The following is a 20,747-nucleotide window of genomic DNA, read 5'->3' as shown; positions in this document are numbered from 1 at the left end:
CGATTCCTCCTGATGTGTTCTGCTCCGTCCAGCAGGCCCGGCCCGCCTTGCTTTATTTCCGTGCGCCTCCGCGCAAGGATGAGTCTGCGGGCATCCTCTGACGCCCGCAGATCAAAACGAACTAGTCTCTCGCTCTTTCCAACGCGTGCCGCATCAGCTTTTGCTCGTCGCTCGACACCTGCGTCGGTCCAAGCTTGAACGTCAGCTTGTCGATCTTGCCGGTAAACTGGAACGGCAGCTTGTAGCTGTCATCCACGCCAGTGCGGGTATCCACCCCGACGTCGAAGGACTCGTCGATCGCCATGATGAACGAGATCGAGTGCGGGATCGACTGGCGGGAGACCTCCTTGCCGTCGACCGACAGCACGCCGGCGCCGCCCTTGCCATAACCGGGGCCGTCATACTTGAAATCGAACGCGATGGTGTGCTTGCCCGGCTTGAGCGCAGTGCCCAACCAGTCCCGCGCACCCACGCCCGATTCCCAGCGGTATCGCTTCAAATCCAGCATGTTGTAGACAAAGACCGGCTTGCCCTTCAGCAGATAGAGGCCGTAGCCGCTGAATCGGCCGCCGAGAGTCGCGATCATCCCTTCAGCGCCGCCCTGCGGGACGGTTATCTCGGCGGTGATCGTGTAGTTCTTGTTCATGATGTCAGGCGCATTGTTGACAGGGATGCCGGGATTCATTCCCTTGTAGGTGAATTCGGTTCGCCCGGCGGTCGCGCTCGGCCGCGGCGTCGTCAGGCGCGGCAGCACCGAGTTGTCCAGCGGCAAGACCTGGTATTTCCCCGCCTCCGTCAGAAACAGTGCCTGGAGCTCCTTGAGCTTGTCGGGATTGCTGGCTGCGAGGTCATTGAACTGCGAAAAGTCCTCGACGATATTGTAGAGTTCCCATTTGTATTCGTTGATCTCGGGCAGCTTTGCCGTTCCCAAAAGCCATGGCGGCACAGGCGGCGTCGTGCATGCATACCAGCCGTCATGGTAGATGCCGCGGTTCGCGAACATCTCGAAGTACTGCGTGTCGCGCTTTGACGGAGCGTTGGCGTTGGCCTGGTCGAACGTATAGGCCATGCTCACGCCCTCGATCGGCTTTTGCTTGATACCATTGACCGTCGCGGGTGCGGGAATGCCAGTGGCTTCAAGAATCGTCGGCACGATATCGACAATGTGATGAAATTGGCTACGGATGCCGCCGACGTCCTTGATGTGGCCGGGCCATGAGATAGCCATGCCTTGCCGGGTCCCACCGAAATGCGATGCAACCTGCTTGGTCCACTTGAACGGCGTATCGAAGGCCCACGACCACGCCACGGACATATGCGGGTAGGTCTTGTCGGAGCCCCAGTTCTCGTAATGGAGCATCAACTCGGCCTCGGGGAGCTTGAGGACGCCGTTGTAGGCGGTCATCTGGTTCGGGGTGCCCTCGAGCGTGCCCTCGGCGCTGGTGCCGTTGTCGCCGCTGATATAGATGATCAACGTGTTGTCGAGCTTGCCCATATCGTCGACCGCCTGGATGACGCGACCGATCTCATTGTCGGTATAGGCTGCGTAGCCGGCAAACACCTCCGCCTCTCGCGCGTATAATTTCTTTTGTATGAGTGAGAGCGAGTCCCACTTCGGCAGGGTATCAGGCCAGGGGGTGAGCTGGGTGTTCGCGGGGATAACCCCGAGACGCTTCTGGTTGGCGAAGATCTGCTCGCGCAGCTTCTCCCAGCCCATGTCGAACTTGCCCTTGAACTTGTCGATCCATTCCTTCTTCGGCTGATGCGGCGAATGGGTGCCGCCAGGTACGTAATAGACGAAGAACGGCTTGTCGGGAGCGGACGCGTTCAAGCCGTTCATGTAGTTGATGGCCTCATCCGCCATGTCGGTGATGAGGTTGTAGCCGGGTTTGCCGACCCACGGAAAAATCTGAGTCGTGTTCTTGAAAAGATAGGGCGTCCACTGATCGGTCTCGCCCCCCATGAAGCCGTAGAAGTATTCGAATCCCATACCGATCGGCCATTGGTCGAACGGACCGGCCGAACTGTACACATAGGTTGGCGTGTTGTGGTTCTTGCCGAACCACGAGGTGGCAAATCCGTTGTCCCGCAGAATAGTCCCGACCGTCGCGCTCTCCTGGCCAATGACGGAATTGTAGCCGGGATAGCCGGTCGACATTTCACCGATCACACCAAACCCGACCGAGTGGTGGTTGCGGCCGGTGATCAGCGCCGCCCGCGTCGGCGAGCAGAGCGCCGTCGAGTGGAACTGTGTATAGCGCAGACCCGCCCTGGCGACGCGATCCATCGCCGGGGTCGGAACGACACCACCGAAGGTGCCGGACACACCGTAACCCTGGTCGTCGGTCATGATCAGCAGCACGTTTGGCGCGCCCTTGGGTGGCACGACGGAAGGTGGCCAGTATGGTTTTGAGTCCTTGGCGGTCTCCTCGATGACGCCGCCGAATTTCGGAGGTTCGGGCGGAAGCTGCTTGCCATCGAGTGTCATCGTAGCGCCGGGCGTGCCCGGCGTGCCGGTGATTTGCTGCGCCGCGGCCTGCGCAGTGAGTAGGCTTGGCAAAGCCACGAGCAATGTCGCAAGGCCGGTGGCCAGCAGCAATTTTTGTTTCTGTCGCCACCTGTTCTGTTCATCGGTCATGGCGTGTTCTCCCGTTTGATACAGCGGAACCCAACGTGACTGGCGGATGTGTCAATCGGCTCGGCATGGCGCGCCGCCGGCCGGTAGCGGCGGCAATAATTGGGTGCGCACAGGTGCGAACCACCCTTGAGCACCTTGCGCGGGATTCTGATGTTAGGCGTGCACGGGTCGTAGCTCTGGTCTTCGCGACCACCGAGCGGATTCTGCGGGATGCAACAGGCCTTCTGCGCATCGGCCTGATGCTTGGCCGCGTACCAATCGGTCGTCCATTCCCAGACATTGCCAATCATGTCGTGAAGGCCATAACCGTTCGGAGGAAATGCCGTCACCGGCGACGTACGCTCATAGCCGTCGGTCGCTAGATTCTCGTGCGGAAACTCGCCCTGCCAGGTGTTGGCCAACTGGCGTCCGCCGGGCATGAACGTGTCGCCCCAAGCGAACTCGGCTCCGTCAAGGCCACCGCGTGCCGCGAATTCCCACTCGGCCTCGGTCGGTAGTTCCTTCCCCGCCCACGTGGCATAAGCCTCGGCATCCCTAGAGGTCACATGCACGACCGGGTGCTCGTCCAGCCCGCGGATCGAGCTGCCGGGTCCGTAGGGCCGCCGCCAATTGGCGCCAAACTTGAACGTCCACCATTCGCCCCAGTTGCGCAGATCGACCCGCCGCTTGGGTGTCGCAAATGCGAGAGAACCAGCCTTGAGCATATGCGGCAGCGCGCCCGGATAGTCCTTTGGGTCCGGTGGCTTTTCGGCAAAAGTCACATAGTCCATTGCTTCAACGAACTGCCGGAATTGCCGATTGGTCACGGGTGCGCGGTCCATCCAGAATCCATCGACCGTCACGCGATGAACCGGCGCCTCCTCAGGATAGTGCCGATCCGACCCCATTCGGAACGTGCCGCCGGGAACGTAGAGCATGGTGCCGTCGGCAGACTGCTGCTGCTGCTGTTCATGATCAGATGACGAATTCGCATCGGCAAGGGTCATGACTTCTCCGAAGACGCATCCCTATTGCCAGTCACCGGTCCGAGCTGAAACTTAAGCGGCTCTCATTTGAGACATTGAGAAGCGACGCCCGACGACTTGGCCTAACCCTCATCCGATGCTGGATGAACCAGCAGCGGGACGCATTCGTTGACCTAAATCAAGCCACCGCCGCGCTATCCGCGCTCGGGACACGCAACGCGACTTCGAGCGCTGATGCCTGCGTCTCGAAGCCTTCCTTTCGTCGATCTCTCAATAACAAAGCGGATCCGGATAGTAGCCGCTGGCCGGACGCGCGTAGTAAGGCGCAGCCACTCTCGCTTCCAAGCGAGAGGTCGTGCATCGAGACGTGCAATATCGGTTGCAGTTAACGCCGCATGGCGTCTGCAGAATCAAAAACGCGCGCTAGAATTAAACGTGATGGGCCTGTAGTCTTACCGCAGGGTGATGCTTCAACTACCTCCACAAGCATCACATTAGCACAATCTTAGAATGAGGGCCAGCCATGGTCATTATTCTGTGCCTCTCCATCCCCGACGGGATGGACCGTGACGCGCTCCGCTTGGGCATGTCCGGCAGCGCCACCGCCTTTGCCGACAATGCCGGCGTGATCGGTCTGCTCGCCTCGATCCTGGTATGGGTCAGCTCTTACACGGCCTATCTCTAGCAACCAATAGGTTCAATCGGGAGGAAGGTTTACATGCAGTGTGATGATCGCCACGCCGTTACGCCTGTCCATCTGTTTGCTGGCGCGGTTTTCCTTGCAGCCTCGCTTCTGACCGGAAGCGCGTCTCATACCGACCTGACGATGTCCGCCGCGCAAGCCGCGGAAGAAATGCCGAAGGAGATGCTTGCTGCGCAGATCCGCACGCAGGGCTTTGCCTGCGACAAGGCGCTCGGCGCCACGAGAGATGTTAAGCGCTCCAGGCCCGATCATGCCGTCTGGGTCCTGAAATGCAGCAACGCCAACTACAGGGTCAGCCGCGCTCCGGATATGGCAGCAAAGGTGCAGCCGTTGGAATAGGCGATACCAGTAACGCCCCGCCAGGACGCCGTCCTGCGAACAACGCGCGGATTGAGTGAATCCATACGGGACACCGCGAGGGCTACGCACGTTTCCAGCCGGCGAACCTTCTTCGATGCACCGCGCCCAGGCCTTTGCCTCCAGCAACAGCTGCAGGAAGTCGGGCGAACGTCTCGATGTCGATCAAGAACATCGTGCCCCGAGGGCAAGCGCGTCTGGCGGCATCGAATGCGCACACGCGGTTGAAAGTCATCGATAGCCTGACGTCGGCAAAGCGTCGGAACTATTGGCCTCGGGTAAGGCGGATCTTGCCGTCGTTCGCGGCGATACCGGGGGCCTCGAACTACGTACGACTACTCCGATGCCCAGGCCTTCCGGCGAAGGCCGCCAGCCCCGGACAGAACCCATGTTGTCGGACACTCCATCGGTCAGTCAGCTCTCACATGTTATCTCCCAGGCGGCCGCACCTGGGCCTGAGCCCCTGAGTTGAGCTTGCTCGGTGTGTTGCCCCGCACCGGGAACTGCCCCCTGAGCGAAGCCGGCTATCGCTCCTCCATTAGTTGTTGAAAATCTCAGGAACAACCAATTTACGAATTGTTAGCAGTTTCCATCGCAAATGGTCTAGGCGACCAACAACAACCAGACCGGGTTCCATTACCCGACCAAGCCCATGAATGCATCTGCCCTCCTGATCGCGACGGCCTTTGGCGCAGCATTCCTTGCTGTGGAGTACAAGTGGTACTACCAGCCCGACATGTTCAATCCGGATGTCGTGCTCAGCGCCTTCTCCTCCGAGCACATGAAAGCTCGCGCAGCAGTTCGACATGTGCTGATCGATCCGGACTCGGCCAAATTCAGCACATTGCGCTCAGTCGAGGCCGACGCGGCGCGATATGTCTGCGGCGCCGTCAACGCAAGAGACAAATCCGGCCAATCCATCGATGCCGCTTTCGTCTACGCTGTGGCCGTTGACTTTGCCCGCATTGACGACGACGGCCGGATCACGCAACTGCGTTCGGGATTTCGGCCTTGCCCCACTGAAAATGACAAGGTCGCGCAGCAGAAGCCTGCTCTTTCGCCCGGCATGCTGTCCGTAGCGCAGACCGTTCAGAAGGTCGCTCCGCAAGCCGGCACCTCAACTGTGTCAGGTCTGACGACGCGTGCATCCCCGGCAGGTGCAACGGCGTCCGGCGGGACCATGGATCAGCAGATCCGCGAGTTGGCCGCACGGACTGTCCCGCCTGAACCGGCCAATGGAGCCCAGGCAACCCTGCCGGTAGAACGTGGGACCGGCAAGGAGAGTGCGTGGCGAGCCGATCAGCCTCCCGTCGCATGGCCCAAATTCCCTCCGGATCACCCGTTGGCAAGGTCAACCCGGAAACGGAGTCCCTCCGAAGCACTCGCCTTGGCGAAAGGCGTCGAGGAACGCTGGAACCAGGCCAGGTCGTCCGGAAACGTCGCGATGCGTCCATCGTCGGACGAAATCAAGGAGGCGTGTCGCGCCTTGCTTGGGATCGATCCCGCAGATAGCGAATATCGAAAAGCCTGGGCAACTTTCGTGCACCTGCAAGACATCGACCGCGATGTTGCGGTGAAATGAAGCGGGAACGTAGGAGAGCGGCGGGGACCTCCGCCTCTGCCCCAAGGACGACCTTCGTCCAGCCCCGCTTCGAGGTCGCTATTTGGCGTAAGTGGACGCGGCTTCTACAAGCACACGCCCCTAGAGCCTTTCATTGCTTAATGGAATCGGAGGGGATTCCGGTTTTTGGCGGATTGTGATTCAAGATGCTGACTGGATTGGAGGCCAGCATCGCATGACCCGACCTCTTTCCCTGGATCTTCGCGAGCGTGTGGTGGCGTCGGTTTTGGCGGGCGAGAGCTGCCGGTCTGTGGCGGAACGGTTTGGTGTTGCGGTCTCGTCGGTTGTGAAGTGGTCACAGCGGCAGCGGGCGACCGGCTCGGTTGTGCCTGGCAAGATGGGCGGTCACCGCAAGCCTGTGCTTGATCCGCACCGCGCCTTCATCGTCGAGCGGATCACTCAGACGCCGCACCTGACGCTGCATGGTCTGAAGGCGGAACTGGCAACCCGTGGGGTCAAGGTCTCACACAACGCGGTCTGGCTGTTCCTGCGTCGGGAAGGGCTGCGGTTCAAAAAAAACACTGTTCGCCCTCGAACAGGCTCGCGCCGACGTCTCTCGTAGGCGCCAGCGTTGGCGATCCTGGCAGGCCGGACTTGATCCGGGCCGGCTCGTCTTCATCGATGAGACCTGGATCAAGACCAACATGGCCCCTTTGCGGGGCTGGGGCCCCAAAGGGGCACGCCTGCGCGGCTTCGCCCCACACGGTCACTGGCGTACCCTCACATTCCTCGGCGCGCTCCGTCATGACCAACTCACGGCACCCTGCGTCTTCGACGGCCCGATCAACGGCGAATGCTTCCGCGCTTATGTGAAGCACCTTCTCCTGCCAACCCTGCGCGAAGGCGACATCGTCATTCTCGACAATCTCGGAAGCCACAAGTCGAAAGCTGTCAGGCAGATGATCCAGGCTGCTGGCGCCAGGCTCTGGTACCTGCCGCCATACTCGCCCGACCTCAACCCGATCGAACAGGCCTTCTCCAAGATCAAACACTGGATGCGGCAAGCTCAGAAGCGCACCATCGAGGACACTTGGCGCCACATCGGTCACCTCGTCCACGACATCCAGCCTCGCGAATGCGCCAACTACTTCGCCAACGCCGGTTATGCTTCAGTCAAAATGTGAAACGCTCTAGGTAGGGCGCGTACTCATAAAGGCAGCGAGATCCTTCGGGCTCACGTCTGCTTAACCCCAGCAGCGGCACGAAAGCGGACAATCCGAGATGGCCGCTCTGGGCCAGTAGCACAAGGTTAAACCAGTCTAGAAATCATCCAAAGAACGCTCGTCAGCCCAGCGGTTCGGCTCCGAACCGCCGCGAGTGATTTGGATAGCGCCGGGTCTCAGACGAGTCCTTCATCTGTGAGCGCCCTGGCGACCGAAGGAATCGTCTTCATGTGCGCGAGATAGTCGTTGAGCCGCTTCGGCACCTCGATCTCGTTCTTCTCAGCCCACATCAGCATCACGACAAGATATGGATCTGCGATCGTCATTCGATCGCCCACCAGAAACGGCCTATCGCCAAGCTGGCCGGCGATCGTAGCGAAATGCTTGACTAGCAATTTTCGTGCCTTGTCCCTTTCCGCCTGGGTCGCGTCAGCGTGGAAAAACGGCCTGAAATTGCCATGGAATTCGGTGGTCATGAAGGAAGTGGCTTCAAGTGCGCGCCAACGGCCGAGACCGTCGCTGGGAAGCAGGGCCCCTGCTTGGTGGGCGATATAGACAAGAATGGCGAGATTCTCGGTAAGGACACTCCCGTCGTCGAGTTCCAGCGCGGGAATGAAACCCTTTGGATTGATCGTCATGAAGTCACGCCCATCCTCGGTCCGCTTGCCCCGTTCGACTTTAACGAGTCTGTATGGAAGGCCTGTCTCGATCAGCACGATGTGATCAGCCAAGCTACAGCCGCCGGGATGATAGTAGAGGATCATCATGAGCGTCTCCGTACTAGTCGGTCGATAGGAAGCTAGAATGTCGCCTAGCAAGATAGGCGACATGGTCAGGACCGAATCGTCACGTCCCGTTGTCTCAAGCGGAAGTGACCGGGGAACTAGCAGCGGCTTGTGGGTCCGTGGAGAGGCGGCTCGGTGGCTTCGTCAAACGATCAACACGTCAATGCCGTTCCTGACGACGAGCCGAGAGTCTCACTGGGGACGAAGCCCGAAGCAACATCGTGTTGCTGGGGAGTTTCAAGCTCCGACATGATTTCGGCCAAGGCGCGGGCAATGTCCGCGACGGGTCAAATCGCGTCGGTTGGCCCGTAGCTCGACGACTTCCGGTCTACTCCCCGCTCCGGACATGTCGCTGTAGCGCGCAAACTGAAGCGATGGGCCAGAAGCAGTCGTAAGACATCCGAACCTGCAAGGCGCGTTAGGCGAAATTGATCAAATCTAGCAGGTAATGCGCGAGTGCCACCGGCCATAGCACACCCGACCGCCGCAGCATTAACATGAGGAAAAGGCCAACAGTGGCCGCAGAAACGACATTACCAAGGCCGGCCCACCAATGAATTGCGCCGAACAAAACTGACGTAGTGAGAACGGCAAAGATGCCGTCACCCAGATAAGGCCGGAATGCTAGCCGGATGTATCGGCGAAGTATGACTTCTTCGCTGATAGCTACCAAGGCTAAGCCAAAAAAAAGATCGAACGCTTTTAGCCATCCGGTCGGGTGCGGATATGCGCCGAGAACGGTTGTAGGGAATGCCGCATTGAGGAGAGATTGCGGCAACTGGACAAAGCGATCTAGCAAGCAAATTCCGACGATCCAAAGGACAATCTCAAAAAGTGAACTTTGACGTTCACCTGTTCGAAATGCAGCGATCCGAGCAGAAGGCACTGCCGCCAAAATGGTGAGAGCAGCGATCCGACCCGCATAGTCCCAGAGAAGCCAACTTAGCGCTTGATGTTGATGCAGCCGCATGACTTGTGACGCAACTAGCGCCATAAGGGCTAGAATGAACCACCATATTAACGGTTGCGTATTGGAGCGATTATTCGCGCGCTCTTTAGAATTGCCGGAGGAGCGTTCTTCCATGCTCGCCTGTAGATTACCTGCGGCTTGAACCTAAGACAGTTGGAACGAAGCGTCCATGCCGGTATCGTTGGTTGTCCGCCTCTGATGACCGCTTAGGGTCAATCGCGTCCGGTTTGACGCTCGGTTGCAAACTTCCGGTATGCCCCGATGAACCGACATTTGGCTACACCGCATCAGCAGAAGCGATGGGCCAAAAGCGTCGTTCAAACGTGAAAGCAAGGAGCGGCGCGCGCACCACATAGAACAGGGCTAGCTGCTTGGAGAAAATGCAATGCGTTTTGTCTTAGGATTATGCCTTGTGATCGCGTCGTGTGCTTCTGCGAACGCCGCCCCAAGGTGGCATCACATCCCGCGACAAGCCATCACGCGTCCTGGCCAGGCTGTCACCCCGAGCTATATCACTCCGGGCGGCGTGCGCATCTATCGCGACGACTCCGTTCCGGGAGGTCTGCGGACCGATCACGACGATCCTCCTGCCTACGATGATCCATCCAAGTTTGGCGGCGGCTGATTGACGGACGCGCGTCTGCTTTGGGTCGATTGTGTTGCAAAAGTCGTTTTGCAGGAGACGTCAAACTCTGAGGGCCGCTGGCGCGTTCTTCGCGCAATGATCTGAGGGACCTCGTCGCCTTGCGCCAAATTCATGGGCGACTTCGGTGGCGCGACTGAGGCTATGTGAATCGTCGACCTCTTTGCACTTCAGGCTTTCGCTAAACATTTGGACCGCTGCAACTTTCGACTTTTGCAACGGTATCGGTCCAAAAGGCGAAATCACCCCACTAGATGCGGTAATGGGCCCGGCTCCGAGCAAGGGGTCATGATGGTGGCTGTCCCCCGATAGATGATGAAACGGGGTCACGATTTGAGTCGGCCCCAAGCATCTGGAGACGGAGGACAGCCGTGGACAATTATGCCGGAATCGACGTGTCATTGGAACTGTCGAGCGTGTGTGTTGTGGACGCCCAGGGTAAGATCCTGAGGGAAGCAAAGGTCGCAAGCGAGCCCGGCGCCTTAGTTGAGCTTTTTGAGGCGCTCGGCTTTGCAGTGAAGCGGATCGGGCTGGAGGCTGGGCCGCTGTCGCAATGGCTGCATGCGGGCCTGAGAGGTGCAGGATTCGAAACAGTTCTGCTGGAAACGCGGCACGTGAAGGCCGCGTTGTCTGCAATGACGGTTAAGACGGATCGGAAGGATGCCCGCGGGATCGCCCAGTTGATCCGGATGGGGTGGTATCGATCGGTACACGTAAAGTCGGTTGACGCGCAAGAGATCCGGGCACTCCTGATCGCACGCAAACAGCTTCTCGGGCGGCTCATCGATGTAGAACTAAGTATCCGAGGGATTTTGCGCGGCTTCGGTCTGAAGGTTGGTCCGGTGACGCGAAGGAATTTCGAAGCGCGGATTCGAGAGCTGGTTGCGGGCCAGGCGACATTGGAGCGCATTGCCGATGCGATGCTTTCGGCGCGATCGACCCTGAAGGCAGAATACGGAAGGCTACACAAGGCTGTGCTGGCAGCTGTGCGTGACGATGCGGTCTGTCGCCGGCTGATGACAGTGCCAGGCGTTGGTCCCCTAGTGGCTATTACCTACAAATCGGCGATTGATGATCCTAAGCGCATTGCAAAGTCAAAGGCAGCAGGCGCGCTGTTCGGGCTCACACCAAAGAAATATCAATCGGGAGAAAAGGACGTCACGGGCGGAATCACGCTGGCCGGCGATGAGACGGTGCGGACGGTCTTGTATGAAGCCGCCAACGTTCTGCTATCGCGTATCACACGGTTCTCGAAACTCAAGCGCTGGGGGATGGACGTCGCCAAACGGCGAGGCTCGAAGCGCGCAAAAGTCGCCCTGGCACGTAAGCTCGCAGTGATCTTGCATCGGATCTGGGTCGACGGCACAACTTACCGATGGGCTGAAGCGGGGCCGATAGCGGCATAGAACAGGCGGAGGAAATTAAGAACGCAACCGGGCTGAACTGAAGCCCAATGCCCGAAGTCCCGTCGCCGGGACGGTGGATCCGGTGAAGCCGTTACACGCCCAGTGGCCGTCGTCTGACGAACCACGCGTATCTAGATAGGCTCACCGCTCCCTCTGACAGCATGATGTGGCGGCCAGGCGTCGACCACGGACAGAAGCATGAGCTCGGCGGCGTGACGTTCACTCGGGAGGCTTGACATCATCGGGCCCATTACAGAAGGGCGTGTACTCATAAACGTCGGCTTACGAACGCAAAGCGGAAGTCTGCCACATTGAGCGTGATCGGCGGCTTATGACCCGAAGCGGACGTTCGTCGTGGTCGCAGCGATATCCGTCTACTGTGCCGACATCGAAATTAATCGCGTGTTGACGATCGGAGCAGGCGGATTTGTCATCTCGGACGGAGATACTGCTGCGTCGTTGAGATTGCAGACCGGGCGCTGCAATGCGGAGGGCGTGCTTAGGGCCAAACTCAACTTCTTCAGCATGCGCCGGAACTCGTGATCATACGACGCGTCGACATCGCGCATCGTTGAAAACGATGTGACGAAATATTCCTTTAATCGGTCGATCGCTTCTCCATCTCCATAGAGAACACAAGCACTGTTGGCCTTTCATATCCGGTGGTGAGTGAGCAAGCTTGAGCTCTGCGGTACCGGGGCGGCGATGTGTGTGGCCCTGGAGTGGCTACTACGGGCCCAAGCTTGGCGTGCCTCGACGTGTTCGGCGTGTAGGACTTCCACTGCGGGATTAGGAGTAAGATGAACAATCACCTTCGGCATGCAGCACTTGCCGTATTCACTGTCATGCTGCCGATCTTTACAATCGGTCACGCTCGCGCCCACGATTATCAGCACCCCGATTTGAACAGCTGGTATGAGAGCTTGCACAGTGGCAAAGGGCCTTGCTGCGATGGCAGTGATGCGAAGCGCGTTGATGACGCCGATTGGGAAACTAAGGACGGTCACTATCGCGTACGCCTTGATGGCGAGTGGGTTGATGTTCCGAACGAAGCTGTCGTGGATGGACCGAACCGCGCTGGCCGTACGATGGTCTGGCCTTACTACCTAGATGGTCATCCGAAGCCGCGCTGCTTCATGCCGGGGAGCATGGGCTGATAGCGAGCGCAGGGATGCAAGCCTGAAGTAGTCCGGGCGCTCTAGCACCCGTCGTCTCCTTCCACGACGGTCGACAGGAAGCTGGAACGAGCCAGATCACATGCAATCGGTTTCGAGAACGAGGTGCCAAACCATCTACTCGTCAACGAGCCATCGTTGGTGACCCAGGGGATTGGCGGCAGTTGCGGCAGATAAGATGCATACGGCATCACTTTCGCAAGCGTCACTCTGACCAGATACTTTGCTAGAAAAGACTCGTTCATTCCGCCGTCCAGTCCGCTATAGATCGGGGCTGCCGGCACGTTGTCATTGAGCAATCGCGCGAATTCGAGTTCGTCGGTACGTTGCTTCTCAAGCGCCCGCCGCGCAATTTTGGAATCCACGACAAACGCGGGGCATTTATCGGTGGGACTGAACACGAGAGGATACGGCGAATTTGGTGGAGCTTGCGCATCGAACACATAGCGTCGATTGCACACGTCCACCTTAGGTTCGAGATGCGTCGTCTCGAAGTGATCGTTGCCGACTTTGAGCATTTTCCAGAAGGAGAGGTTCGGGCTATTTCGATGCTGCGCCAGGTTTGCCGGCGTCAGGCGGAATGGATAAGCCTGGACCTGAAAGGACGGTCGGCCGCCGAGCGAGTCCCGCGCTAGCGAATAGATCTCGCTTATCTGTTCGTCGGTCATGGCATAGCAACCGCTCGATGAGCAGTCGCCATGGATCATGAGTAAGCTGCCGTCGCGATTGTTTGCCTTGTCGAAGCTGTTGGGAAAGCCGACGTTGATAGCAAGATGGTAATCGGAGTTGGGATTCATCAGCTCGGGAGTAATCGTATAGAACCCCTCTGGAGCCTGACGGTCACCCTCCTTCAGTTTCGGCCCGAGATCCCCCGACCACCGACAAATCGGGTACACCTTGAGGATTTTGAAGAGGCCGGCGGTGTCCTGTTTCCAGACTTCGAGCTCCGCCTCTTGCTTGAAGACGCGCACAAGGATGGGCGAGTATTTTGGCATCTTCTTTTTTCGGAGCAGCGAGAGCAACTCGGGTGGTAGCTCCTTTGTAGCCTTGGCCGGCAAGCGGTTGCTGTTTTCGCCAAGGCAGGTGGCCGGCGACAACGCCGCGAAAAAAGCTGTAGTCAGCACAAGCGCACGGAGTGCCGTGGCGCCGATCATGACCTTACCTCGGGCGTGGAATCTGCTCATTTGGGTAGCGTGTAGTCAGTGGGTTCGTAAGGCAAGCCCAGATGGACGCCGCCACCGGAGAAGTTCGAGCTTGTCGTTGGCCTTGGGGATGCCAAGGCGCTCGGTCTCGTCGTCCGCTTCTGGCCCTTAGCGGACTTGCTAGGGCGAACTGGCGATGTCTGCAAGTGACCCTTTGCGGACATATCGAAATCAAAACAGACCGAAATGGCCGAGACGAGAAGCACTGCGGCTCAACTACGGAAGTCCTTTTGTCACCGTAAAGGGATTGAACCCACGTTCCGCGAGGGCAGCCCACGAAGCTGCGCCAAGATGTGGCAATCGGAAATAGAGTCGCGGCTTGGTCGGATCGGTGTCCAACACGAACCCAGTCGGTAACTCGCGGGCAGTTGTGGCATACAACCCACCATCCGGCGACCTCTGGGATTCAATGACAGCGATCAACGACTTTGCCCTCCCAGTCCTGCCAAGCAATTTCAACAAGAGAGCCATTTGGCCCGTCCCTTCGGTCCACACACCGTCTCGGTCTTCACCGTAGGAAAAGCCCTCGTCGACACTCATTCGCTGTTCGGCGGTAGTAATTGCCGATGCAAATTTCTCGGCCGCTCCGGGGAGCGCCATTAAAGGCCAGATCTGGGCATCCAGAGCCAAAATCGGATTGTGCGTGACACCGTCTTCAGCGGTACCTGCGGCTAAACAGGCGCATGCCAGATCCCACATCGTATTTACGAAGTACTCAGCAACCGTTGCCTTATCGCGCCAGCGCGAATCGCCTGTACGGATCGCAAGAAGGCCAAACGCGGCGGCGAGGTCAGTATTATGTTCAGTCGATTTCCACGTCCGCACTTCCGGCGTCGGTTCGTGCCCAAACGTACCACCCGTGAAACCGCCAGTACCGCGCGTATCGGCCCATTGCGCGACCCAGGCGCCAAGCCGTGCTGCACCATCGCGGAACCGAGAGCCGGTGTTCACATCATCAATCGACAGCAATGCCAACATGGCCCATGCCATGTTACCAACATCGCTGCCCACCTGATATCGATCTTCTAACCACTTGTTCTGAGTATTGTCCCACCAACCCGGAAGTTTGGCGGAGCCACTCGCCACCACACCCGCGGCGTAAGCGTTCCGGAGCCGTCCATCATGCCAGGTCCGGTCGTTATCGATGGCCCAGAGAATCGCCGCGCCGATCCGACGTGCTTTGTCTCGCTCACCGCAACCGACTAATGCGATGGCGGCCACCGCATTGTCATAGAGGTATGCGGCGCCATGGAGAGCCCCCGATTCCACGGTCGGATAGCTGGGCAAGAACAACGGCCCTGGCGGTGCCTTATCGATTAGATCAGCGAGGTACCCGCATGCAGACGCTTCTGGTGTTGCTAAAGCCCGTGGTGGAGTGGCGGCCATAATGATTATGAAAGTCGTTACGATCCATACGAAGGTTTCTATTCGGGCCACTTGCTGTTCTCTGGGTTGGACGATGATCCTATATACCCATCGGCGATGTCTGGAAGTGGCCCTTAGCGGACTAGCTCGGGCGAACTGGCGATGTCCGGTCTTGAAGACTAAACGGACACGGGCCCTACCTCCGCGCGGGCTGATCGGGTTTATGAGTACGCGCCCTTCTGTAATGGGCCCGATGATGTCAAGCCTCCCGAGTGAACGTCACGCCGCCGAGCTCATGCTTCTGTCCGTGGTCGACGCCTGGCCGCCACATCATGCTGTCAGAGGGAGCGGTGAGCCTATCTAGATACGCGTGGTTCGTCAGACGACGGCCACTGGGCGTGTAACGGCTTCACCGGATCCACCGTCCCGGCGACGGGACTTCGGGCATTGGGCTTCAGTTCAGCCCGGTTGCGTTCTTAATTTCCTCCGCCTGTTCTATGCCGCTATCGGCCCCGCTTCAGCCCATCGGTAAGTTGTGCCGTCGACCCAGATCCGATGCAAGATCACTGCGAGCTTACGTGCCAGGGCGACTTTTGCGCGCTTCGAGCCTCGCCGTTTGGCGACGTCCATCCCCCAGCGCTTGAGTTTCGAGAACCGTGTGATACGCGATAGCAGAACGTTGGCGGCTTCATACAAGACCGTCCGCACCGTCTCATCGCCGGCCAGCGTGATTCCGCCCGTGACGTCCTTTTCTCCCGATTGATATTTCTTTGGTGTGAGCCCGAACAGCGCGCCTGCTGCCTTTGACTTTGCAATGCGCTTAGGATCATCAATCGCCGATTTGTAGGTAATAGCCACTAGGGGACCAACGCCTGGCACTGTCATCAGCCGGCGACAGACCGCATCGTCACGCACAGCTGCCAGCACAGCCTTGTGTAGCCTTCCGTATTCTGCCTTCAGGGTCGATCGCGCCGAAAGCATCGCATCGGCAATGCGCTCCAATGTCGCCTGGCCCGCAACCAGCTCTCGAATCCGCGCTTCGAAATTCCTTCGCGTCACCGGACCAACCTTCAGACCGAAGCCGCGCAAAATCCCTCGGATACTTAGTTCTACATCGATGAGCCGCCCGAGAAGCTGTTTGCGTGCGATCAGGAGTGCCCGGATCTCTTGCGCGTCAACCGACTTTACGTGTACCGATCGATACCACCCCATCCGGATCAACTGGGCGATCCCGCGGGCATCCTTCCGATCCGTCTTAACCGTCATTGCAGACAACGCGGCCTTCACGTGCCGCGTTTCCAGCAGAACTGTTTCGAATCCTGCACCTCTCAGGCCCGCATGCAGCCATTGCGACAGCGGCCCAGCCTCCAGCCCGATCCGCTTCACTGCAAAGCCGAGCGCCTCAAAAAGCTCAACTAAGGCGCCGGGCTCGCTTGCGACCTTTGCTTCCCTCAGGATCTTACCCTGGGCGTCCACAACACACACGCTCGACAGTTCCAATGACACGTCGATTCCGGCATAATTGTCCACGGCTGTCCTCCGTCTCCAGATGCTTGGGGCCGACTCAAATCGTGACCCCGTTTCATCATCTATCGGGGGACAGCCACCATCATGACCCCTTGCTCGGAGCCGGGCCCATTACCGCATCTAGGCCCTTCTCATCAGCTTGAGCGAGGCCGCAAGGCGCAGGCTGCGCTTGCCGGCGAGTGCGATGCCTTCGAGCTCGCCGCTCTCCGCCGTGCAGGTTCCGGAGAAGCCGATCCCGACCTCGCCGCCGCCGAAGACCGGATTTTCGCCTTTCGACGGGGTGTGTTCCTGGTTCACGATCTCGCCCTTCCAGCGGCCCTCTTCCGAGGAATAGGAGCCGAGATAGTAGAAGAACGCATCGCCGCCGAGAATGCGGCCGTCCATCAGCAGCATCACGCCGGAGAGCCCGGCATCGACGCCGTCGAGCGTGCGCAGATGGATCGCATAGAGCCCGTTGGCAATCCCACCCGGCCCGACCGTGCCGCGCGGCGGCAGCGCCTCGTCGTCGAGCGGCGCGAGGTTTGCCCAGAACACGCTGTCGGGCATCGGATCGGCCTTGCCCTCGAACAGGATCGTCGATCCCTCCGTCCTGCCGCGGACCTTGATCGCGGCGACGTCGGTGCCCATCAGCGACTTGTAATTGGGATCGTCATTGTGGCGCTCGGTGATGACATTGGCTTCGATCGCGCCGTCCCTGACGTCGTAGGTCCCGAGATGCGCGAAGGCGGAGTTGCCGCCCAGCATCTTGCCATTGTGCATGCACATGATGCTGCGGCCGAAGGCGCCGTTGATGCCGTATTCAACCTTGTAGAGTCCGTCCAGCAATGTCTTAAACCCGCAAAATCAGACAAAATCAGAAAAGAATCGCGGCTACCTAGCACTGTCGCCGCACCGAGGCCATCCGGCTTTTCAGCGCAGGGCGGGAGCGGAGCCCACTCGCCGCATGATGCCATCATGCCCCTGTTTTGCCCGACGGGTCAATTAGTATTTCGCAAAATACGAAATTAGTGATTTCAACGACTTGGCTACTGTGCATGGGGTTGTTTTTCGACTTTTTGTCTGCCCTTTGCGGAGCGGCCTACCTCACACGCTAGTGACGCTTGAAATACTGCACTTCGCGCTCGTGCTTCTCGGCCGCGGCGCGGCTTCGGAACGTGCCGAGGTTGCGGCGCTTGCCGGTCTTGGGATTCACCTTGCGTGAATAGAGGCGGTATTCGCCGGATGCCAGTTTGCGGATCATGGTGGACCTCCCGCTCGCTGTGATTCAACGGCCCGTGCCGGAGCTGGTTCCTCCTTGAGGCTCCTTCGAACCCGCCGGCGCAAACGTGCGACCAATCGGCATGAACCAGATAGAACCATCAGCCGAGGAACTGATCGCAGCGATCGTCGCCAGCGCGGCGAAACAGCCGCTGCTCGATGCGGCCTTCGAACTCTGGCGCTGGCGCTACCGATTGGATTCGATCGAGGGGCGTCCGAGCGCCGAAGAGGTCCGCGTCGATCGCACGCTCACGCCGGAGCAGTTCAGCGAGAAGCATCGCTGGGACCGCGACCACGCCCATGAAGGGCCGATGTTCGGTTATGTGAAACGCGCCCATCCGCGAGCCAGTGACGATGCGATCCGGCAAGCTATCATCACCGCCGTCAAATTCGAGGGCGCGGCCGAGGCGCATTTCAACTGGAATGGCGATTTCTGGGACTGCGTCGTGCGCGCGGTGGCGCAGGCCGCCGCGCAATATCCCGACTTTCTCGATACGACCTATCGCGACGCCCGCAACAATCTCGCCTACTACATGAAGTGAGGTTATTGCTTGAGCATGATCTTTTCGAAAAACCGCTTCACACTTTTCCGGATCATGCTCTAGAAGCACAGCGTGGTGACGAGCTTGCCCTGCTTGTCCTTGATCGCATAGGGACAGCGGATCCGCTCCAGCGCCTTCTTGGCGTCCTCGTCGCCGAGCGCGGCAGCGCGCTCGTAATAGGCCTTTGCGGCATCCTTGTCCTTGGCGCCGCCGCGGCCTTCCTGTGCGAAGGCGCCCATCCGCTCCAGCGCGCCGGGATGGTTTTGCGCCGCCGCCTTCTCGAACATCGCGCGCGCCGCGACGTCGTCCCTCTCGCCGCCGTTGCCGTTGGAGAGCATCAGGCCAAGCTGGTACTGCGCCTCCGCGTTGGTCTCGGCCGCCCTGCCGAGCAGCGCACGCGCCTGTGCGGGATCGGCCGGCGCAGCACCGCCAGCGCCGCCGAGCGCGGCAAGATTGCTGACACCGCGAGGATTGCCGGCCTGCGCCGCCCGCTCGAACAGCTTTCGCGCTTGTGCTTCGTCTTTCGCGACACCGGAGCCGGTGCCGTAGGCGACGCCGAGCTCGACCATCGCCGCGCTCGATCCCTTGTCGGCCGCCTTGCGCCAGGCGGCGATCGCCTCCGCCGTCTGCCGGTTGGCGGCATAGGCGCGGCCGAGCGCGAACATCGCGCGCCGCGACGACGGTGCAGCCTGTTTGCAGAATTTGACGGCAGTCGCAATGTCGGATGCAGCAAGCTCCGTCACGCCCTTCACATCGGCCGGCTTGTCGGGATCGCTGGGATCGGCGGCCAGCCGGTCGCACAGGACGAGATCGGCCGATTGGGCATACGCCGATAACGGCGCGGCGAGCGTGAGGAGGATCGCAAGGAGACAGGTCCGCATGGGCGCCACGTTGCGTCTCTGCTCCGGCAAATTCAAGGCTCGAGTCCCGATTGGCGCAGCACCGGGACGACCTCCGGCGATGCCAGATAGCGCAGCAGCCGATCGGCCGCTTCGGCATGTCTGGCGTTGGCCATGCGGCCGGCGGAGAACACGGCCGGTGTCTGCAAATCGTGCGGGATCGGGCCGACGACCTCGATGCCCTCGACCTGCTTCAGCTCGCTGATCTGCTGCACGGCGAGGTCGGCCTCGCCGCTGACGAGCCGCTCCGCCGTAAAGCCCTGCTCGACGATGGTGGCCTTGGCGTTGATCTCGGTCGCGATACCCCATCGCTGAACCAACTGGGCGAAATAGACACCGCTCGCGCCCAGCCGCGAATAGGCGACGGATCGCGCCGCGAGCAGCGACTTGCGCAACGCAGCTTCGCTGGAGATGTCGGGATGCACGCCCCCTGCCCGCACGGCAATGCCGACGAAGGAGCGCGCCAGATCGGCTGCGCTACCTGCGGCCACGCGGCCCTCGCCGATCATCTCGTCGAGCCCCTCACGGGTCAGGATGACGAGATCGGCGGCCTCGCCGTCGCGTAGCCGTTTCAGCAGTGCCAGGGTGGGCGCGAAGTCGGCATCGACATGGATGCCGTGGGCAGCTTCGAAGGCGAAGGAGAGGCTGCGCATCGCGCCCATCAGGCCGAGCGTCGAGAGCATGCGAATGTTTTCCATGGGCTATTCCTGTCGCGATCAGGCGCGGTGCATCAGCTTGAGCGCGGCGGTCAGGCGCAGGCTGCGCTTGCCGGCGAGCGCCGTTGCCTCCAGCACCGCGTGCTCCGCGTCATAGGTGCCGGAGAAACCGATGCCGACCTCGTGGCCGCCGAAGATCGGATCGTCCTTGGCCGGCGTGTGCTCCTGGTTGAGGATCTGGCCCTTCCAGCGCCCCTTGGCCGCGGTGTAGCTGCCGAGATAGTAGAACGAGGCATCGCCGCCGAGGATGCGGCCCTGGTTGAGCAGCATCACGCCGGTCAGGCCGCCATCGACGCCGTCGAGCATGCGCAGGTGCACCGAATAGAGCCCGTCGGCGATGCCGGCCTCGCCGACGCCGCCCGCAATCGGCACCTCGTCTTCGGTGATCGGCGTCATCACCGACTGGAAGGGCACGCCGGGGAGCTCTTTCAGCTCGCCCTTGAATCGATAGAGATCGCCGTCGGCCCAGCCCTTCGCAAGCAAGGTCGCATCGTCGGTGCCGGCCATGGCGCGGTAGTTCGAGTCCGGGTTGTGGCGGACCGTCTTGATGACGATGTCGACGCCGGCTTCGGTCCTCTCATAGGTGCCGATATGGGCGAAGGCCGAATTGCCGCCGAGCATCTTGTCATTGCCGACATGCATCACGCTCCGGCCGACCGCGTCGCCGAGCTGAAATCGCACCTTGTAGAAGCCTTCAAACACCAGCCGTGTCCCCGGCCCCGCGCATCCCGGGGCATTCTATCCCGGTTTCGCCGGCGATGGACAGACTTCAAGCCGGCATGGCCGGCAGACCCACAACGACGGCTGTCATCG

The 20,747-nt window shown here is 60.0% G+C and carries 19 protein-coding genes; 7 read left to right on the top strand and 12 right to left on the bottom strand.

The genetic code is table 11. The features are described 5' to 3' along the window. Nucleotides 1-121: 121 nt before the first annotated feature. Together ACKWRH_RS19635 and ACKWRH_RS19630 are read right to left on the bottom strand one after the other, a co-directional pair. Nucleotides 122-2,638: an arylsulfatase gene (locus ACKWRH_RS19635; RefSeq protein ID WP_445221932.1), complete on the bottom strand. Its 2,517-nt coding sequence runs from the start codon at nucleotides 2,636-2,638 to the stop codon at nucleotides 122-124. Next, a complete protein-coding gene (locus ACKWRH_RS19630) occupies nucleotides 2,635-3,624 on the bottom strand; it encodes a formylglycine-generating enzyme family protein (RefSeq protein ID WP_445221931.1) in 990 nt (329 codons plus the stop codon). The genes ACKWRH_RS19635 and ACKWRH_RS19630 overlap by 4 nt, the downstream gene beginning before the upstream one ends. A 502-nt stretch (nucleotides 3,625-4,126) precedes the next feature. Here ACKWRH_RS19630 and ACKWRH_RS19625 point away from each other — a divergent pair. From ACKWRH_RS19625 to ACKWRH_RS19610, 4 genes are all read left to right on the top strand, one after another. Next, complete coding sequence (locus tag ACKWRH_RS19625; protein ID WP_445221930.1) at nucleotides 4,127-4,288, top strand: hypothetical protein; 162 nt, start codon at nucleotides 4,127-4,129, stop codon at nucleotides 4,286-4,288. Nucleotides 4,289-4,321: 33 nt separating this feature from the next. Beyond that, complete coding sequence (locus ACKWRH_RS19620) at nucleotides 4,322-4,645, top strand: hypothetical protein (RefSeq protein WP_445221929.1); 324 nt, start codon at nucleotides 4,322-4,324, stop codon at nucleotides 4,643-4,645. 670 nt (nucleotides 4,646-5,315) lie between these two features. After that, a complete protein-coding gene (locus ACKWRH_RS19615; RefSeq protein ID WP_445221928.1) occupies nucleotides 5,316-6,245 on the top strand; it encodes a hypothetical protein in 930 nt (309 codons plus the stop codon). Nucleotides 6,246-6,459: 214 nt separating this feature from the next. Further along, nucleotides 6,460-7,408, top strand: a protein-coding gene (locus tag ACKWRH_RS19610; RefSeq protein ID WP_445215585.1) for an IS630 family transposase whose coding sequence is annotated in 2 segments (ribosomal slippage) — nucleotides 6,460-6,795 and nucleotides 6,797-7,408 — 948 coding nt in all. Because the reading frame shifts where the segments join, the coding sequence is not laid out codon by codon here. 215 nt (nucleotides 7,409-7,623) lie between these two features. Here ACKWRH_RS19610 and ACKWRH_RS19605 read toward each other — a convergent pair. Both ACKWRH_RS19605 and ACKWRH_RS19600 read right to left on the bottom strand, forming a co-directional pair. Further along, nucleotides 7,624-8,214 carry a glutathione S-transferase C-terminal domain-containing protein gene (locus ACKWRH_RS19605; protein WP_445221927.1) on the bottom strand — a complete coding sequence of 197 codons (591 nt, stop codon included), beginning with the start codon at nucleotides 8,212-8,214 and terminating at the stop codon, nucleotides 7,624-7,626. 436 nt (nucleotides 8,215-8,650) lie between these two features. Then, nucleotides 8,651-9,316 (bottom strand): CPBP family intramembrane glutamic endopeptidase, encoded by a 666-nt coding sequence (locus ACKWRH_RS19600; protein ID WP_445221926.1) that lies wholly within the window; start codon nucleotides 9,314-9,316, stop codon nucleotides 8,651-8,653. A 900-nt stretch (nucleotides 9,317-10,216) separates the two neighbouring features. On the opposite strand from ACKWRH_RS19600, the gene ACKWRH_RS19595 reads away from it, so the two are divergent. Next, complete coding sequence (locus tag ACKWRH_RS19595; RefSeq protein ID WP_445216185.1) at nucleotides 10,217-11,251, top strand: IS110 family transposase; 1,035 nt, start codon at nucleotides 10,217-10,219, stop codon at nucleotides 11,249-11,251. Nucleotides 11,252-12,051: 800 nt separating this feature from the next. Further along, complete coding sequence (locus tag ACKWRH_RS19590) at nucleotides 12,052-12,408, top strand: hypothetical protein (protein ID WP_445221925.1); 357 nt, start codon at nucleotides 12,052-12,054, stop codon at nucleotides 12,406-12,408. A gap of 41 nt (nucleotides 12,409-12,449) precedes the next feature. Here the strand turns inward: ACKWRH_RS19590 and ACKWRH_RS19585 are convergent, their stop codons facing one another. The 5 genes from ACKWRH_RS19585 to ACKWRH_RS19565 all read right to left on the bottom strand — a co-directional run bounded on the left by ACKWRH_RS19585 (nucleotide 12,450) and on the right by ACKWRH_RS19565 (nucleotide 17,760). Continuing rightward, the gene (locus ACKWRH_RS19585; RefSeq protein ID WP_445221924.1) at nucleotides 12,450-13,580 is read right to left on the bottom strand and encodes a L,D-transpeptidase family protein; all 1,131 of its coding nucleotides are present in this window, start codon (nucleotides 13,578-13,580) and stop codon (nucleotides 12,450-12,452) included. A 264-nt stretch (nucleotides 13,581-13,844) separates the two neighbouring features. After that, a complete protein-coding gene (locus ACKWRH_RS19580) occupies nucleotides 13,845-14,915 on the bottom strand; it encodes a hypothetical protein (RefSeq protein ID WP_445221923.1) in 1,071 nt (356 codons plus the stop codon). A gap of 573 nt (nucleotides 14,916-15,488) precedes the next feature. Further along, nucleotides 15,489-16,523 carry an IS110 family transposase gene (locus ACKWRH_RS19575; RefSeq protein ID WP_445216185.1) on the bottom strand — a complete coding sequence of 345 codons (1,035 nt, stop codon included), beginning with the start codon at nucleotides 16,521-16,523 and terminating at the stop codon, nucleotides 15,489-15,491. A 117-nt stretch (nucleotides 16,524-16,640) separates the two neighbouring features. After that, entirely contained in the window at nucleotides 16,641-17,345 is a 705-nt protein-coding gene (locus tag ACKWRH_RS19570) for a GrlR family regulatory protein (RefSeq protein WP_445221922.1), read from the bottom strand. Between the two features lie 265 nt (nucleotides 17,346-17,610). Next, complete coding sequence (locus tag ACKWRH_RS19565; protein WP_007591825.1) at nucleotides 17,611-17,760, bottom strand: hypothetical protein; 150 nt, start codon at nucleotides 17,758-17,760, stop codon at nucleotides 17,611-17,613. Nucleotides 17,761-17,860: 100 nt separating this feature from the next. On the opposite strand from ACKWRH_RS19565, the gene ACKWRH_RS19560 reads away from it, so the two are divergent. Further along, nucleotides 17,861-18,319, top strand: a complete 459-nt coding sequence (locus ACKWRH_RS19560; RefSeq protein WP_445221921.1) for a hypothetical protein — start codon at nucleotides 17,861-17,863, stop codon at nucleotides 18,317-18,319. A 59-nt stretch (nucleotides 18,320-18,378) separates the two neighbouring features. On the opposite strand, the gene ACKWRH_RS19555 is transcribed toward ACKWRH_RS19560, so the two are convergent. Genes ACKWRH_RS19555 through ACKWRH_RS19545 form a run of 3 tightly spaced genes read right to left on the bottom strand, consistent with a single transcriptional unit; the run spans nucleotide 18,379 to nucleotide 20,636 of the window. Beyond that, nucleotides 18,379-19,200, bottom strand: a complete 822-nt coding sequence (locus ACKWRH_RS19555; protein WP_445221920.1) for a tetratricopeptide repeat protein — start codon at nucleotides 19,198-19,200, stop codon at nucleotides 18,379-18,381. A 32-nt stretch (nucleotides 19,201-19,232) separates the two neighbouring features. Further along, nucleotides 19,233-19,916: a substrate-binding domain-containing protein gene (locus tag ACKWRH_RS19550; protein ID WP_445221919.1), complete on the bottom strand. Its 684-nt coding sequence runs from the start codon at nucleotides 19,914-19,916 to the stop codon at nucleotides 19,233-19,235. An 18-nt stretch (nucleotides 19,917-19,934) separates the two neighbouring features. Then, nucleotides 19,935-20,636 (bottom strand): GrlR family regulatory protein, encoded by a 702-nt coding sequence (locus ACKWRH_RS19545; protein ID WP_445221918.1) that lies wholly within the window; start codon nucleotides 20,634-20,636, stop codon nucleotides 19,935-19,937. Nucleotides 20,637-20,747: the final 111 nt, after the last annotated feature.

It is taken from the genome of Bradyrhizobium sp. Pa8, from assembly GCF_052588265.1.
This window is presented reverse-complemented; position numbering and strand designations above follow the sequence as displayed.

Coding starts and splice junctions, on each gene's coding strand:
- ACKWRH_RS19560 (WP_445221921.1), top strand. CDS start 17,861: ATGAACCAGATAGAACCATCAGCCGAGGAACTGATCGCAGCGATCGTC.
- ACKWRH_RS19590 (WP_445221925.1), top strand. CDS start 12,052: ATGAACAATCACCTTCGGCATGCAGCACTTGCCGTATTCACTGTCATG.
- ACKWRH_RS19615 (WP_445221928.1), top strand. CDS start 5,316: ATGAATGCATCTGCCCTCCTGATCGCGACGGCCTTTGGCGCAGCATTC.
- ACKWRH_RS19630 (WP_445221931.1), bottom strand. CDS start 3,624: ATGACCCTTGCCGATGCGAATTCGTCATCTGATCATGAACAGCAGCAG.
- ACKWRH_RS19555 (WP_445221920.1), bottom strand. CDS start 19,200: ATGCGGACCTGTCTCCTTGCGATCCTCCTCACGCTCGCCGCGCCGTTA.
- ACKWRH_RS19625 (WP_445221930.1), top strand. CDS start 4,127: ATGGTCATTATTCTGTGCCTCTCCATCCCCGACGGGATGGACCGTGAC.
- ACKWRH_RS19550 (WP_445221919.1), bottom strand. CDS start 19,916: ATGGAAAACATTCGCATGCTCTCGACGCTCGGCCTGATGGGCGCGATG.
- ACKWRH_RS19565 (WP_007591825.1), bottom strand. CDS start 17,760: ATGATCCGCAAACTGGCATCCGGCGAATACCGCCTCTATTCACGCAAG.
- ACKWRH_RS19585 (WP_445221924.1), bottom strand. CDS start 13,580: ATGATCGGCGCCACGGCACTCCGTGCGCTTGTGCTGACTACAGCTTTT.
- ACKWRH_RS19635 (WP_445221932.1), bottom strand. CDS start 2,638: ATGACCGATGAACAGAACAGGTGGCGACAGAAACAAAAATTGCTGCTG.
- ACKWRH_RS19620 (WP_445221929.1), top strand. CDS start 4,322: ATGCAGTGTGATGATCGCCACGCCGTTACGCCTGTCCATCTGTTTGCT.
- ACKWRH_RS19600 (WP_445221926.1), bottom strand. CDS start 9,316: ATGGAAGAACGCTCCTCCGGCAATTCTAAAGAGCGCGCGAATAATCGC.
- ACKWRH_RS19605 (WP_445221927.1), bottom strand. CDS start 8,214: ATGATGATCCTCTACTATCATCCCGGCGGCTGTAGCTTGGCTGATCAC.